This is a genomic window from Streptomyces sp. NPDC096152 (assembly GCF_044763235.1).
GTDB lineage: Bacteria > Actinomycetota > Actinomycetes > Streptomycetales > Streptomycetaceae > Streptomyces.
The window spans coordinates 323,939-336,907 of sequence record NZ_JBIWFW010000009.1 but is presented as its reverse complement, the minus strand read 5'-3'; the positions used below and the strand labels follow the sequence as shown (position 1 = coordinate 336,907).

General features: G+C 70.0%; 15 protein-coding genes and 1 pseudogene. 10 read left to right on the top strand and 6 right to left on the bottom strand.

All coding sequences use genetic code 11. From position 1 onward, the window contains the following. Positions 1-229: 229 nt before the first annotated feature. Positions 230-1,228, bottom strand: coding sequence for an aldo/keto reductase (locus ACIQ9G_RS29695; RefSeq protein ID WP_403615560.1), 999 nt, complete (start codon positions 1,226-1,228; stop codon positions 230-232). A 169-nt stretch (positions 1,229-1,397) separates the two neighbouring features. Between ACIQ9G_RS29695 and ACIQ9G_RS29690 the strand changes: the two genes are divergently transcribed. Continuing rightward, a complete protein-coding gene (locus tag ACIQ9G_RS29690) occupies positions 1,398-2,312 on the top strand; it encodes a LysR family transcriptional regulator (protein ID WP_403615558.1) in 915 nt (304 codons plus the stop codon). Between the two features lie 82 nt (positions 2,313-2,394). On the opposite strand, the gene arsM is transcribed toward ACIQ9G_RS29690, so the two are convergent. Next, complete coding sequence (gene arsM, locus ACIQ9G_RS29685) at positions 2,395-3,288, bottom strand: arsenite methyltransferase (protein WP_403615556.1); 894 nt, start codon at positions 3,286-3,288, stop codon at positions 2,395-2,397. Between the two features lie 132 nt (positions 3,289-3,420). Here arsM and ACIQ9G_RS29680 point away from each other — a divergent pair, with 132 nt between their 5' ends. The 4 genes from ACIQ9G_RS29680 (at position 3,421) to ACIQ9G_RS29665 (ending at position 7,100) form a co-directional block, all read left to right on the top strand. Next, entirely contained in the window at positions 3,421-4,704 is a 1,284-nt protein-coding gene (locus ACIQ9G_RS29680) for an MFS transporter (protein WP_403615553.1), read from the top strand. A gap of 105 nt (positions 4,705-4,809) precedes the next feature. Further along, a complete protein-coding gene (locus ACIQ9G_RS29675) occupies positions 4,810-5,748 on the top strand; it encodes a YcxB family protein (protein WP_403615551.1) in 939 nt (312 codons plus the stop codon). A 202-nt stretch (positions 5,749-5,950) separates the two neighbouring features. Then, positions 5,951-6,523, top strand: coding sequence for a dihydrofolate reductase family protein (locus ACIQ9G_RS29670; RefSeq protein WP_403615549.1), 573 nt, complete (start codon positions 5,951-5,953; stop codon positions 6,521-6,523). Between the two features lie 193 nt (positions 6,524-6,716). Continuing rightward, positions 6,717-7,100, top strand: a complete 384-nt coding sequence (locus ACIQ9G_RS29665; protein WP_403615546.1) for a VOC family protein — start codon at positions 6,717-6,719, stop codon at positions 7,098-7,100. A 185-nt stretch (positions 7,101-7,285) separates the two neighbouring features. Here ACIQ9G_RS29665 and aac(6') read toward each other — a convergent pair whose 3' ends face one another. Next, complete coding sequence (aac(6'), locus tag ACIQ9G_RS29660; RefSeq protein WP_403615890.1) at positions 7,286-7,759, bottom strand: aminoglycoside 6'-N-acetyltransferase; 474 nt, start codon at positions 7,757-7,759, stop codon at positions 7,286-7,288. Positions 7,760-8,047: 288 nt separating this feature from the next. On the opposite strand from aac(6'), the gene cpt reads away from it, so the two are divergent. After that, a complete protein-coding gene (cpt, locus tag ACIQ9G_RS29655) occupies positions 8,048-8,581 on the top strand; it encodes a chloramphenicol phosphotransferase CPT (RefSeq protein WP_403615544.1) in 534 nt (177 codons plus the stop codon). 580 nt (positions 8,582-9,161) lie between these two features. On the opposite strand, the gene ACIQ9G_RS29650 is transcribed toward cpt, so the two are convergent. Beyond that, positions 9,162-9,653: a hypothetical protein gene (locus ACIQ9G_RS29650; RefSeq protein WP_403615541.1), complete on the bottom strand. Its 492-nt coding sequence runs from the start codon at positions 9,651-9,653 to the stop codon at positions 9,162-9,164. A 283-nt stretch (positions 9,654-9,936) separates the two neighbouring features. Next, a complete protein-coding gene (locus tag ACIQ9G_RS29645; protein WP_403615539.1) occupies positions 9,937-10,074 on the bottom strand; it encodes a hypothetical protein in 138 nt (45 codons plus the stop codon). Between the two features lie 48 nt (positions 10,075-10,122). Here ACIQ9G_RS29645 and ACIQ9G_RS29640 point away from each other — a divergent pair, with 48 nt between their 5' ends. The 4 genes and pseudogenes from ACIQ9G_RS29640 to ACIQ9G_RS29625 all read left to right on the top strand — a co-directional run. Continuing rightward, positions 10,123-10,605, top strand: a complete 483-nt coding sequence (locus tag ACIQ9G_RS29640; protein ID WP_403615536.1) for a MarR family winged helix-turn-helix transcriptional regulator — start codon at positions 10,123-10,125, stop codon at positions 10,603-10,605. Continuing rightward, positions 10,602-11,048 (top strand): MarR family transcriptional regulator, encoded by a 447-nt coding sequence (locus ACIQ9G_RS29635; RefSeq protein ID WP_403615534.1) that lies wholly within the window; start codon positions 10,602-10,604, stop codon positions 11,046-11,048. The genes ACIQ9G_RS29640 and ACIQ9G_RS29635 overlap by 4 nt, the downstream gene beginning before the upstream one ends. A 203-nt stretch (positions 11,049-11,251) precedes the next feature. After that, a complete protein-coding gene (locus ACIQ9G_RS29630) occupies positions 11,252-11,770 on the top strand; it encodes a hypothetical protein (protein WP_403615531.1) in 519 nt (172 codons plus the stop codon). 47 nt (positions 11,771-11,817) lie between these two features. Further along, a pseudogene (locus ACIQ9G_RS29625) lies at positions 11,818-11,929 on the top strand (IS5/IS1182 family transposase); the annotation flags it as partial. Between the two features lie 161 nt (positions 11,930-12,090). Here ACIQ9G_RS29625 and ACIQ9G_RS29620 read toward each other — a convergent pair. Next, positions 12,091-12,837 carry a phosphotransferase family protein gene (locus ACIQ9G_RS29620; RefSeq protein ID WP_403615529.1) on the bottom strand — a complete coding sequence of 249 codons (747 nt, stop codon included), beginning with the start codon at positions 12,835-12,837 and terminating at the stop codon, positions 12,091-12,093. Between the last annotated feature and the right edge of the window lie 132 nt (positions 12,838-12,969).

Below are 12,969 nucleotides of genomic sequence, written 5' to 3'. Positions count from 1 at the left end.
CAGCACACCACCGTGCTGCGCAATGCCGGCCTGATCACCACGACGCGCAGCGGCGGCGCGGTCCTGCACGCCCTGAGTCCGTTGGGGGCACGTCTTCTCGGCGGCGACACCGTCGGCTGCTGACACGACCGGATGCCGGCCCGGATTGGCCGCCGCGGGGCACCGGCCGGCGGCGCTGAGGTCGTCGTGGGGCTGTGACCGGGTGTCGCGTGGCTGTGGCCAGAGGTCGTCAGTGGTCGAGGAGGGCGCCCGTGCCCTCGGGGGTGAACCGGCTCAGCGCCTCGTCGATGCGGGCCAGTGTGTCGGGGTGCAGCCGGACCCGCGCGGCGGCGAGGTTGTCGGCGATGTGGGCGGGGGTGCGGCTGCCCGGGATGGGGACGACGTGCTCGTCCTGGTGGAGCAGCCAGGCCAGGGCCAGCTGGGCCGGGGTGAGTCCGAGGTCGGAGGCGATGCCGCGCAGCGGGGCGTGGCGGTCGTAGTTGGCCTTGAGGTTGGCCGCCTCGAAGCGGGGCAGGTGGCGGCGGAAGTCGTCCTCGGCGACCTCCTGGACGGTGCCGGTGAGGAAGCCTCCGCCCAGTGGGCCCCAGGCGACCAGACCGACGCCGAGCTCACGGGCGGCCGCGTGCAGGTCCGGATCGACCGGCTGCCACATCGACCACTGCACCTGTACGGCCGTGACCGGGTGGACCGCGTGGGCCTTGCGGAGCTGGTCCGCGGTGACATTGGACAGACCGAGATGGCGCACCAGCCCGTCGGAGACCAGCTCGGCGACGGCGCCGACGGTGTCCTCCAGCGGCACTTCGGGGTCGGGGAAGTGCGGGTAGTACAGGTCGATGACGTCGGTGTTGAGGTTGCGCAGCGACTGTTCGGCGTAGCCGCGCACGTACCGCGGCTCCGCGTTGACGGCCAGCTCCCCGAACGTGTACGAGACCGGGAAGCGGTGCGCCGGTGCTCCTTCGGGGACGCGGAAGCCGAACTTGGTGGCGATCGTCACCTGGTCGCGGCAGCCGCGCAGGGCCTGGCCGACGAGTCGCTCGTTGTGGCCGTCGGCGCCGTAGCCGTCAGCGGTGTCGATCAAGGTGACGCCCTCGTCGAGGGCGGTGCGCAGTGCGGCCACCGCGCGGTGGTCGTCGATCTCGCCGTACATGCCGGGTGAGAGGACCATCGCGCCGAAGCCGATTGCCGAGGTCTGCAGGTCCGCCAGGTGGCGGGCGGGCAGAGCAGCCATGGAAGCAACTCCTCAAGGAATTCGGGATGCGGAGTGTGGGATTCGGATGACGGAATGCGGCGTGGGATGCGGGCTGCGGGATGCGGGTGCAGGGCCGGTTCCGGCCGTGGTCCCACTCTCCGCCGCTGGCCGCCTCCGTGTCCAAGACCTTCGGGTATAACCATGGGCTATGGACGTTCACCTGCGGGACCTCCGGTATTTCGTGGCGGTGGCCGAGGAACTGCACTTCACGCGGGCCGCGGAACGGCTCTACGTCTCCCAGCCGGCCCTGTCGAAACAGATCCGGGCGCTCGAGCGGCAGCTCGGCTTCCAGCTCTTCGAGCGGCGGCGCCGGCAGGTGGAGCTCACCCCTCAGGGGGAGGCCTTGCTGACTCCGGCCCGGCACCTTCTGGCGGACTGGCACAAGGCCATCCAGACGGCACGCGGCGCCGTCGCACCCGTGTCGCTGACCGTCGGCATGCAGACGGCTGTGGGCCGGGACGTGCAGCGCGACGTGCTCGCCGGCTTCCGCGACCGGGGCTGGCACATCACCCTGCGGCTGGTGGCGTGGGACGACCCGAGTGCCGGCCTCGCCGACGGCACCTGCGACCTCGCCTTCGTCTGGCTGCCGCTTCCCGGCGCCGGCTTCGCCACCAGAACTCTGGTCAGGGAGCGGCTGTGGGTGGCACTGCCCGCCGGGCACCGGATGGCGGACCGTGCGGAGATCGACTTCGACGAGCTCGCCGACGAGCCCTTCATCGCCCTCCCCCGCAGCGCGGGCCCCCTCAGGGACTTCTGGCTCGCGACCACGGCACGCGCCGGGCGGACACCGCGTATCGGCGCGGAGGCCGGCTCGACCGACGAGGTGCTCGAAGCCGTGGCATCGGGACAGGGCGTCGCACTGATCGCCGAAGGCAACGTCGGGCTCTACCAGCGCCCGGACCTCGTCTACCGGCCCGTCGTTGGCCTGCCCGAAGCGGAGCTGGCCATCGCCTGGCACGTCACCGACCGCCGCCCCGAAGTCACCGAGCTCGTCGCCGCTCTCACCAGCCGTCCACGTCCGAGCACCGCATCCGAGGAAGGACGGCACCAGACCGGCGCCTGACCGGTCTCGGGCCGGACGGCCATCGATACGTCGATGCCTCGACACCTCGATAGCTCGATACGTCGATCGCGCGGCTCGTGGATCAGCTCTGGCAGCCGCAGCCCGACGTCCTCCCGGCTTCGGTGATGGTCAGGGCGGGGTCGGCGGACGTCTCGGCCGGGGTGCGGCAGGCACTGACGCCGCAGCACGCGTCCGCGGCCTCGGCCGTCGCGGTGGGCGCTTCGGTGTTCAGGGGCTTGGTGGCGCGCACGATCGCGGAGTGCATGCCGTCGGCGACCGGGTGGGTCGGGATGATGTCGATGTCGGTGAACCCGGCGGCGGCGAGACCGTGGCGGTACTCGGCGAAGGACAGGGCGCCCGCGATGCACCCGGCGTAGTCGCCGCGTTCGGCCCGCTGTGCGGGGGTGAGGGCGTCGTCGGCGACGACGTCGGAGACGCCGATCCGGCCGCCGGGCCTCAGGACGCGGAAGGTCTCGGCGAACACGGCCGGCTTGTCGGTGGACAGGTTGATCACGCAGTTGGAGATGACCACGTCGACGGTGTTCGCGGGCAGCGGGATGGCCTCGATGGTGCCCTTGAGGAACTCCACGTTCGTCGCGCCCGCCTTCTCGGCGTTGCCCAGGGCGAGTTGGAGCATCTCGTCGGTCATGTCCAGCCCGTACGCCTTGCCGGTGGGGCCGACGCGGCGGGCGGAGAGCAGAACGTCGATGCCGCCGCCGGAGCCGAGGTCGAGGACGCGCTCACCGGCACGGAGTGCGGCAACCGCCGTCGGGTTGCCGCAGCCGAGCGAGGCGGCCACGGCCTCGGCGGGCAGGGTGTCGCGCTCGTCGGCGCCATAGAGGGCGGAGCCGAAAGTCTCGTCGACCTCGACCGGCTGCGGCCCGCAACACGCGGTGCCGCCCTCGGTGACCTTCACGGCCGCCGCCGCGTACCGCCTGCGGACGGTTTCACGCAGGTCGGTGGACTGTTCACTCATGACGCACTCCTGGGGCACGGGGCAAGGCACTGCCGGGGAACGGCCTGCATTGACGTTCGTTGATGCCACCCTGCGCCTTGAATCGAGAAACGTCAACATAGGGAAACGTCGAAACAAGAGCTCCTTGTCGGCGTGGGGCTGACCGGAAGCCGACGCCGTTGCTTCTGGGCCGGACAGTCGGCCTCCCAGTTCGGTGACCGCATCTCCGAGCTGGCGTTACCCCTGATCGCCGTAGCGGCTCTTCATGCCTCGGCCAATGAGGTTGCCTGGCTCACCGCGCTCGCCTGGGCACCGAATCTCCTCGCCGTCGTGCTGGGCGCCTGGGTCGATCACAGAGTGCACAAGCGCCGCCTGATGGTCCTCGCCGATCTGGCACGCGCGTGCCTGCTGCTGACCTTGCCGACCGCATACCTGCTCGGTGGCGTGACACTCGTCCAGCTCTACGCGGTGGCGCTGCTGACCGGCGCCGCAGGGGTGCTGTTCAACACCGCCTATCCGCCCTTCTTCGCCCACCTCGTGCCGCGCTCCTCCTATGTCGACGCCAACAGCAAGCTCAGCGCCAGCCGGTCCGCCTCCTACGTCGCCGGCCCTGCCATCGGTGGGGCTCTCGTCCAGGCCGTCACCGCGCCCATCGCCGTGATCGCAGACGCCCTGACCTTGGCCTCTGCCGCCCTCGTGGGACCGATCCAGGCGGACGAACCGGCCGCTGTCGGTGGTGAGCAAGCAAGCTACTCCCTGCTGCACCGTGCCAGAGAAGGGCTGGCCTTCGTCATCCGTCACCCCATACTTCGAGCGAGTCTCGGCTGCGCGACGACCGTCAACTTCTTCACGTTCATGACGGCCACCGGACTGACCGTGCTGTTCGCCGACCGCGTGCTCGGTCTGTCCGCAGGGGTCATCGGGCTGGCTTTCGGTATCGGATCAACCGGAGCTCTGCTGGGCGCGTTGATCGCCCCGACGATTTCGCGACGGATCGGCCTGGGCCGGAGCATCGCGGTCGGCGCGGTGCTGTTCCCGGCCCCCATCGCTGTCACCGCCACAGCGAGCGGTCCCCTCTGGGCCCGCGCGGGGGCCCTGGGTCTCTCACAGTTCCTGGCCGGGATCGGCGTCATGCTGTTCGACGTCAACCTCAACTCCCTGCAGACCGCGGTCATACCGGACGGCATGCGCAGTCGCGTGGCCGGCGCCTATAGCACGGTCAACTACGGCATCCGCCCCATCGGCGCCCTCGTCGGAGGCATGCTCGCCACCGTCATCGGACTCAGGACAACCCTGATCACGGCCGCCGTGGGAGGAGCGCTGTCGCTGCTCTGGCTACTCCCCTCACCGATACCCCGCATTCGCTCTCTGGCTCACATCGCACCGCTCCTCGCCGACGACGGCACCGAGACAGCCAGTCGACCAGCGCCTCGATGACACGTAGCCCAAGTCCAATCCCCCGTCGAACCCGACCACCGCAGGTCGCCGAAGCGGCTGAGAAAGCCCCTACGATTCGGTTGATCACCCAACCGGGGAGGGGACATGGCCGAGGGCCGGGAAACGGAAACGGTTGCCGAGAGACCGGTGGAGCTGGCCTACCGGCCGACTGTCGGCGAACTGGCGTCCGCGCTGCGGGCACGCGCGAGGAACACCGGCGCGGGACGCTTTCAGCGCCGGGCGCTGGTCTGGACGCTGGCGGTCTCGGGCGTCGGCGCCCTGCTGTCGGCGGCCGGCTCCGGCCGCCATGACACACCGTGGCGGCTGTATGTGGGGTTGGTGGTCCTCGCCGCCTTCACGACCGCGGTGCCGTGGTTGCAGGCGCGCCGCTTCCACCGGCTCGCCGAACGGCAGGGGGACATCCGCGGGACGGTCGACGACACCGGGGTCCGGCTCACCACCGCGCACAGCTCGGCCAGCCACGACTGGCACCTCTACTCGCGCTATGTCGAGACGCCGGAGCTGTTCGTGCTTCTCAGCGCCGACAAGTCCGCCGTCGGCTTCGCCGTCCTGCCCAAGCGGGCCGTGGCGGCCCCGGAGGAGGTGGACCGGCTGCGGGCGGTCCTCGACCGGCGGCTCGTGCGCGCGGACGCCGCCGAGGCGTCCGGAAGCCCGCGGAGCCGGGGCCGGGCCGTCGGCCGCGGGGCCGGCTCCGTCGGACTGTTGCTGCTGGGGCTGCTGCTGTTCTTCTTCGCCTTCGCCGCCGTCCAACACCCCACGCACCCGGACCGCTTTCCCGGGATCCAGAACAACACCGCCCCGATGTCGGCCGTCATGCTGGGGCTGGGGACGCTTGCGGTGGCCGGGGCGTGGCGGCTCGTACGGCGGATGACGGCCATGCGGATCGTGACCGCCGTACTCGCCGTCCTTGTCCTGCTGGCCGGTGGCGCCGTCCTGTACCGCGTCGGGCCGATGCTCCACTGCTGGGGCTCGGACCGGATCGTCCGCGAGCCCGCGGGCGCCTACGTCTGCTACGACTTCTGAGCGGGCCACGGTCTGCGGGCGAGCCCGGCGTTTCTCCGCGGTAGTGGCCCCAAGAAATGCTGCGTACCCGCGGCGCGGCCGATGAGTTTCTTCACGATCGGCAGTCATAGATCATGTTCGGTGCGCGACAGCCGCGAGTGCGGCCGAAGCCTGCGCCGACCGACTTCGCCGACAACCGGACACGAGACAGCGAGGAACCAGTATGCGCACCCTGATCAGCACCGCCTTCGTATCCCTCGACGGAGTCGTGGAGGCCCCGGGCGGCGAGCCCGGATACCGCAACGCCGGGTGGACCTTCAAGGACATCGAGTTCCTCCCCGAGGCCTTCGACATCAAGGGCCGTGAGCAGCGGGAAGCCACCGCGATGCTCATGGGCCGCACCAGCTACGAGGCGTTCAGCCCGGTGTGGCCCGACATGCAGGACTTCGCCGACTACAAGGTGATGCCGAAGTACGTCGTCTCCACCACCCTCGGCAAGGACGACCTGGTGTCGAACTGGGGCGAGACGACGATCCTGCGCTCGCTCGACGAGGTCGCCGAACTGAAGGAGACCGAGGGCGGCCCGATCATCGTCCACGGCAGCGCCTCCCTGAACCAGGCCCTCTCCGACGCCGGCCTGATCGACCGCTACCACCTGCTCGTCTACCCGCTCCTGCTCGGCGCGGGCAAGCGACTCTTCAGCACCACGGACAAGGACACGCAGAAGCTGAAGCTGGTCGAGCACGCGGCTTATGCCAACGGCGTGCAGAAGAACGTATTCGACGTGATCCGCTGACAGCGGCTCCGGCGCTCGTCACGGGCGCCGGCAGCCGGCCGAGTGCACGGCCGGGTACGACCGCCCTGCCCGCTCGATCCGCGCGCACCGGGCAGCGGTCGACACCGCCGAGCACAACGCGATCGCGGAGCGCGTCGCGCTTCAGCACGCGAACGACGTTCGACTCCCGGGTCGGCTCCGTACACTGACGGGCATGGCATGCCGCATCAGTGAGCTGATCCTCGACTGCGCCGACCCCGAGCGGCTCGCCGCATTCTGGAGCGAGGTCCTCGGCTACGCCGAACTCGGCCGGGAGGACGACGGGAGCATCGAGATCGGGCCGCCCGACGCCGGCTTCGGCGGTCCGCAGCCCACCCTCATCCTGAGCCCCAGCAGCGCCCCGCGGACCGGGAAGCTCCGACTGCACATCGACGTCAACGCCACCGACCGCGACCAGGACGCCGAGTTGGAGCGGCTGCTCGCTCTCGGCGCCAAGCCCGTCGACGTCGGCCAGACCGGCGCCGAGAACTGGCACGTCCTGGCCGACCCGGAGGGCAACGAATTCTGCCTCCTGCACGCCCGGCTCCAGCCGCTCTGACCACGCGACCTGAAGCCAAGCGGCTGGGCCGTTCCTCGGATGCGGGGTGGCTCGTCGGGATCAGTGCCCGAGCTTGTGCCGAGGTTCCGCCTGTTCATCCTCGCTCGTCCTTGGCACGGCCGAGCGGCGTCGGAGGGCCCCTGGAGCAGGAGGGCAGACCGGGCGCGACGTAGCAGCCGCCCCTGTCAGTCCAGTTCGTGTGCGAGCAGGTCCATCAGCAGGCCGTCCTGCCAGGCGCCCGTTCGGTGATTGCGCCAGTACGCCCGCATGATCCCGACGGGCCTGAAGCCGACCCGGCGATAGCAGCGGATCGCGGCGGTGTTGGCCGCGGCGGGATCGATGGTCAGCCGGTGGTGGCCGCGTTCCCGAACCAGCCACCGGGCCAAGGTGCGCACCGTGTCCGTGCCGAGACCCTTGCCATGCTGCCGCGCCGTCAGGAAGACGTCGATGCCGGCATGGCGGAACTCGGGGTCGATCTCCTCCTCGAACTGGACGGCTCCGATGACTTCACCCTCGAGAACGACGGCGAGCATTCCCGCACAGTCGTCGGGTGGCGACCACCACGCCGCGACCTCCGGCTCCCTCACGATCCTGTCGAGGATCTCACCATCACCGTCCGTCACGGACCGCAGAACGACCCTCTCCCCGCGCAGTTCCATGCCGTCCATCCTCGCAGGGAAGGTGAAGGCTTCCGGTGGAGCAGCCCCAAGGACCGCACCGGCACGTCGCCCGCACACCGTCGCGCCGCCGATCGGCGGGCCCAGCCGTGGCCGCTGGAGGACAGCGCCTGGAAGTACGACGCCTGCTGGCCGCTGCACGGCGCACGAGCCCTCGCCAACCCGTAGAACCGCGAGGCTTCCGTGCGTCCAGGGCACGGGTCGTGGCAGCGGAGCGGTGTGTGCCGATATTCGTTTCGTGCCATGAGGGAAGGGCCCTACCGTGGCGCGGTGACGACTCAGATGATCATTCTCAACGGTGGCTCCAGCTCGGGGAAGTCCGGGATCGTACGGTGCCTGCAGGCCGTACTGCCGGATCCGTGGCTGGCGTTCGGCTGCGACTCGTTCGTCGACGCTCTGCCCGCGAGGATGCAGGCGTCGGACGGAGGAATCGCGTTCTCGGCGGATGGCGAAGTGAGCGTCGGGGCGGAGTTCCGGGCCCTGGAGACGGCCTGGACGGAAGGGGTCGTGGCGATGGCCCGTGCGGGCGCCAGGGTCATCATCGACGATGTCTTCCTCGGCGGAGCGGCGTCCCAGCAGCGGTGGCAGAAGGCTCTGGGCCCACTGGCCGTGCTGTGGGTCGGCGTCAGATGTGAGAGCGCGGTCGCCGCGGGCCGCGAGGTCGCACGCGGAGACCGCGTCCAGGGGATGGCCGCGTCCCAGGCGGACGCTGTCCACCACGGGGTGTTCTACGACCTGGAGGTGGACACGACGCATTCCGAGTCACTGGCATGTGCGCGAACCATCGCCGCGCACGTCGGCTGATCGCCGGACCGGCTCTCGGCTCCGACGCTCCACGAGATGCGGCCGCCGTTGCCCGCGCTATCGGGGCCGCGGCGCATTCGCCGTGTCGGCGGAGTCGCATGTTCACCGGAAGGGACTCGGACGACTCCCCCGCGCATGGCCCCGGCCCTCCCCCGCCTCGGCCGTCCCGCCCCGTGCCGTAGCCCCGGCACACCCCTCTCCCGCCAGGCACGACCCCGGCCCCGGCCCCGGCCCCGGTCCGTCCCGCTCCCGTCACGGTCACGGGCACGGTCCCAGGCGAGAGCATGCGAACGGCAGGCGATATTCGCCGCCGTCACCCTTTCAGCGGTACCCGGACGGGCGGGGAGGAAGCAGGTGGTCACCGCTCGGAGCCGGCGCCGGCGGGCAGCGGTCTGGCGGGAATCGCGCAGCTGTTGAGGTCAGGGAAACGAGCAGGCGGCTGTCCGGGCAGGGACGGCGGCGCCTGCTGTCCGGCACCGGCCGGGTGTGCCCGGGGCGCGGGTGTCGGACAATGGACAGGCCGAAGCCCCGGCCCGATTCCGGCGGGCCGGGGCTTCCGCATCATTGGGTCGGCGTGGGATCAGTCCTTGTAGTCGTGGTCGACCACGCGGAAGCTGCCCACGACACCGTTCTTGACCTTGACACCCTTGGTCCAGCGCACGTGCACGCCGTCGCTGGAGCTGTGCGGGCCGACGGTGGCGACGGGAGCGCCGTTGTCGCAGACCACCCCGCGGAAGACCTCGACGGTCCTGCGGCTGTCGTTGCGGATGTTCAGGGTCTTGGCGCCCAGGCCGCTGATCACGGTGATGCAGTCACCGGCGTGGGAGGAGTACGAGCGCTCGTTGATGAGGATGCGGCCCTCGTCGTAGTCGTTGCCCTTGTTCGGGGCGCCACCGTCGAGGGGGGCCGCTGCGGGAGCCGCCGCGGGAGCGGCCGGAGCCGCCTGGACCGCCGGGGCCGCCGGCGCCGCCGCAGGCACCGAAGCGGCCGAGGCGTAGGTGATACCCGTCGCCACCAGAGCCGCGGCAGCCGCGACACCTGCGGTGACAACAGTGGAACGAGAGGTCTTCATGTCGCTTCTCCTGTCTCACGGACACCGGCTCGACAGCCGGTACGATATTGAACGTAACGATCACCTCCACGTCTGTCATATCGGGCATTTCGGAGAGCTGATCCTGGAGCGCCGAACGGGGTATTTTCGGCACCCTCGCCCCCTCCCTCTGGCCGCACGGCACACGACAAAGCCCTTTAGTATTAGGCGTATTGACATACGATTAGCCCTTTAAGGTGATCTACTGACGCTCGCTCACCCACTACACCCGCGTGTCGCTCCCCCGATAGCAAGGTGAGTCGCGCTAAGGGGGGGCGGTGCGCACGTTCCACGGCACCACCGCGGCACCCTTGAGGGTCAGCATGACGGCGGCCGCCGTGACGAGCATCAGGCTGTGGCCCGAGGGCGGCAGGCCGAGCGAGGGGGCAGCCCTGACGTACAACCAGAAAAATAGAAGCCATGTACATAATAGCCATGTATAGTTTTTGCTGTGAGTTCAGCAGCGGAGAGTGCGACGGCGGGGTTTCTGGTCTGGCGCTTGTCGATGAAGTGGCGGGTAGCCGTCGACCGGGCGGTCGGGCCGCTGGGCCTGACCCATGCCCAGTACGCGTTGATGGCATCGCTGTACGGCATGTCGCGCTCCGGGCTGCGGCCCAGCCAGCGCCGGCTCGCCGATCACACCGGGCTCGAACCGTTGTACGTCTCCAAGCTCGCCCGTGCTCTGGAGGCCGCCGGACTCGTCGCGCGCACGCGGGATCCGAACGACCCGCGCGCCATGCAGCTCTCGCTCACCGATCAAGGCCGCGACGTCACACACCGCGCGATCACGGTGGTCCAGGGCCTGCTGGGCCAGTTGCTGGAGCCACTGGGCGGACAGGACAGCCCGCGCACACGGCAGTTCACCCGCGAGCTGACGGCCCTCCTCGATGCACCTCTTGATCCGCATATCGAGACGAACAAGGAGCAGTCATGACCACTGCCGCACCCCCGGTGAACGGCCGGGTCATAGCCCTGGCGCACTACGCCGCGCGTGCCCTCCTGGAGGGCGTGCTGGCGCGCCACGGCGCCACGTTCCACCAGAGTGTGACGCTCCGGGCCGTCGTGGTCGCGGGCGAGTCCCTCGGCCGGGACGAGCTGGTCGGCGATGTCAGCGGCTCGCTGAAGACCGACGAGTCCATCGTGCGCGGCGTGGTCGAGGAGCTGACGGCCATGAAGCTGCTGGAAGAGGACCCGGCGGTGGCGTCCCGGATACGGCTCACGGCCGCCGGACAGAAGCTGTACGAGAGCACCACCGCGGAGACGGCCGAAATCTCTGCCCGCCTCTGCGCCGGTATTCCGGCCGAGGAGCTGGCAGTCGCGGGCCGGGTGTTGTCACTGATCACGGAGCGCGCGAACGCCGAATTGGCCGACGTCTGAGGATCTGTCGCGGCCAGAACGTTCGCGGCCAGACCACGAGTGCGGCGGGTCGGGTCAAGTCTGCGGGCGACCGCGCGCAGTGCGCCGGGCTGCTGAAGCCCGAGGCCCCGTCACAGGACCTCGTTCAGGTCACGGGTGGCCTCGCGGGCGCCATGCGCCTCGGGCCGCGGAGGGCACGCCCCTGCCAGCCCTATGATCTTGCGATGACCTCTTATGAAGGCACCCATCCCACGGTTCTCGTCGAGGTGGGCCACCGTCACGCTCAGATCGACGAAGAACTCGCGCCGGCGATAGACGCGATCTGGCGATGCGGATTCGATACGTTCACCTGCTGCCAGGACCTCGGAGAGAGCAACGCGAGCTGGGTGGAGAAGCTGCCGCACATGGCCGGCTACGTCGAGTCCCGCCGCGGGTGGATGCTCATCGACTTCCCCATCGACAGTGGTCTCACCTTCCTGTCGGCCGTGGCGAATGCCGGCCCACGAGACGCCTTCTACGTCCGGATGACGCACTGGGCCGCCCCGGGCGCGTGGGACGTCAAGATCAAGCCCATGGACGTCGCCATGCGCCAGGAGGAGCTGGAATCCGAGTTCCACCTGCGACTGCTCCAGGTGAGCTTCCCCGCCTCCGACCTGCCGGAACTCGTACGGCGTCTCCATGAGCACGCGGCGGGACGTTCGATCGCGCCCGCACCCGCCGACTGGAGCACCGTGGGACGGTGAGAGCGCGGAGCCGCCGTTGCAGGGGAACGGGGAGCCCTTACGACTCCTCCGGTCCGTCCCCGGTCGACCGGGGGCAAGGCCGGCAGCAAGCACCACCTGATCGTCGAGGCGCACGGCGTCCCGCTCGCGGCAATCACCACCGGCGGCAACCGCAACGACTGCGCATCCGCTGGGAGATCCGCGACGACATCCACCACGCGTTCGTCACCCTCGGCTGGGCCGTCATCTGCCGGCGACGACTGCGCACCGCATTTTGTTGGGAGTTGAGGGAGGCGCTCGATGCGTCAGAACGCACTCACAGTGGTCGGGCCCGCGCAGCCTCACATCCGGGATCTCAGCACGTCGACCTCACAGCCCGGCTCGAACGGGTCGAAGCCGTGCTCGATCAGCCAGCGAACCACCAGCAGGCTTCGCAACGACCACCACGCGTGGATCACGTCGAGGTCGACGTCTATGCCATAGCCGGCGATGACGTCGTCGAGGTGCTCCTCATGACCGAGGGTGAAGGTGGCGAGGTCGTACAGGGCGTCCCCCTGGCCCGCCTCGGACCAGTCGATGATGCCCGTGACCTCGTCGCCGTCGACGAAGACGTGCGCGATCTGCAGGTCGCCGTGCGTGAACGCCGGAGTCCACGGCCGGAGCGCGGCCTCGGCGACCTGACGATTGCGGGTGACCAGGTCGGCGGGCAGGACGCCGTTCGTCACGAGCAACTCGCACTCGTCGTCGAGTTCCGCCGCCAGCGCGACGATGCTCCGGCCGGCCCGGCCGGGCCGGGGCGGCAACGGCGCGTCATGCAGCTTTCGGATGGCGGCGCCCGCCGCGACCCACGCCGCCGGTGACCCGGTCGACGGCCCGCCGAGGCGCCCAAGCGTCGTACCGGGGAGTGCGGCGATCGCGAGCACGGGCGGCTTGCGCCACAGGACCTCCGGGGTCGGGACCGGCACCAGGGCCATCGCCTCGACCTCGGCGTCGATGCGCGCCTGATCCGCGTCCACCTTCAGGAACACGTCGCCGACGCGCAGAGTCGCACGCTCGGAATGGGCGACGACGACTTCGACCTCATCCATGGGCGACCAGTATCACGGGGACGACCGCCGACGTCGCCGGGTTTATCGCGTGCGATTACAACACCGGGAGACAGTCCGTGGCGGCGGGGACACACGTCGTCGCCGGCTTTCCGGAGAGGGATCAGTGCGTGC

Excerpts from the sequence above, each read along its gene's own strand:
- ACIQ9G_RS29630 (WP_403615531.1), top strand. The coding sequence starts at position 11,252 with ATGACCTCTTATGAAGGCACCCATCCCACGGTTCTCGTCGAGGTGGGC.
- ACIQ9G_RS29650 (WP_403615541.1), bottom strand. The coding sequence starts at position 9,653 with ATGAAGACCTCTCGTTCCACTGTTGTCACCGCAGGTGTCGCGGCTGCC.
- ACIQ9G_RS29635 (WP_403615534.1), top strand. The coding sequence starts at position 10,602 with ATGACCACTGCCGCACCCCCGGTGAACGGCCGGGTCATAGCCCTGGCG.
- ACIQ9G_RS29665 (WP_403615546.1), top strand. The coding sequence starts at position 6,717 with ATGGCATGCCGCATCAGTGAGCTGATCCTCGACTGCGCCGACCCCGAG.
- ACIQ9G_RS29675 (WP_403615551.1), top strand. The coding sequence starts at position 4,810 with ATGGCCGAGGGCCGGGAAACGGAAACGGTTGCCGAGAGACCGGTGGAG.
- ACIQ9G_RS29690 (WP_403615558.1), top strand. The coding sequence starts at position 1,398 with ATGGACGTTCACCTGCGGGACCTCCGGTATTTCGTGGCGGTGGCCGAG.
- ACIQ9G_RS29670 (WP_403615549.1), top strand. The coding sequence starts at position 5,951 with ATGCGCACCCTGATCAGCACCGCCTTCGTATCCCTCGACGGAGTCGTG.
- ACIQ9G_RS29695 (WP_403615560.1), bottom strand. The coding sequence starts at position 1,228 with ATGGCTGCTCTGCCCGCCCGCCACCTGGCGGACCTGCAGACCTCGGCA.
- arsM (WP_403615556.1), bottom strand. The coding sequence starts at position 3,288 with ATGAGTGAACAGTCCACCGACCTGCGTGAAACCGTCCGCAGGCGGTAC.
- ACIQ9G_RS29620 (WP_403615529.1), bottom strand. The coding sequence starts at position 12,837 with ATGGATGAGGTCGAAGTCGTCGTCGCCCATTCCGAGCGTGCGACTCTG.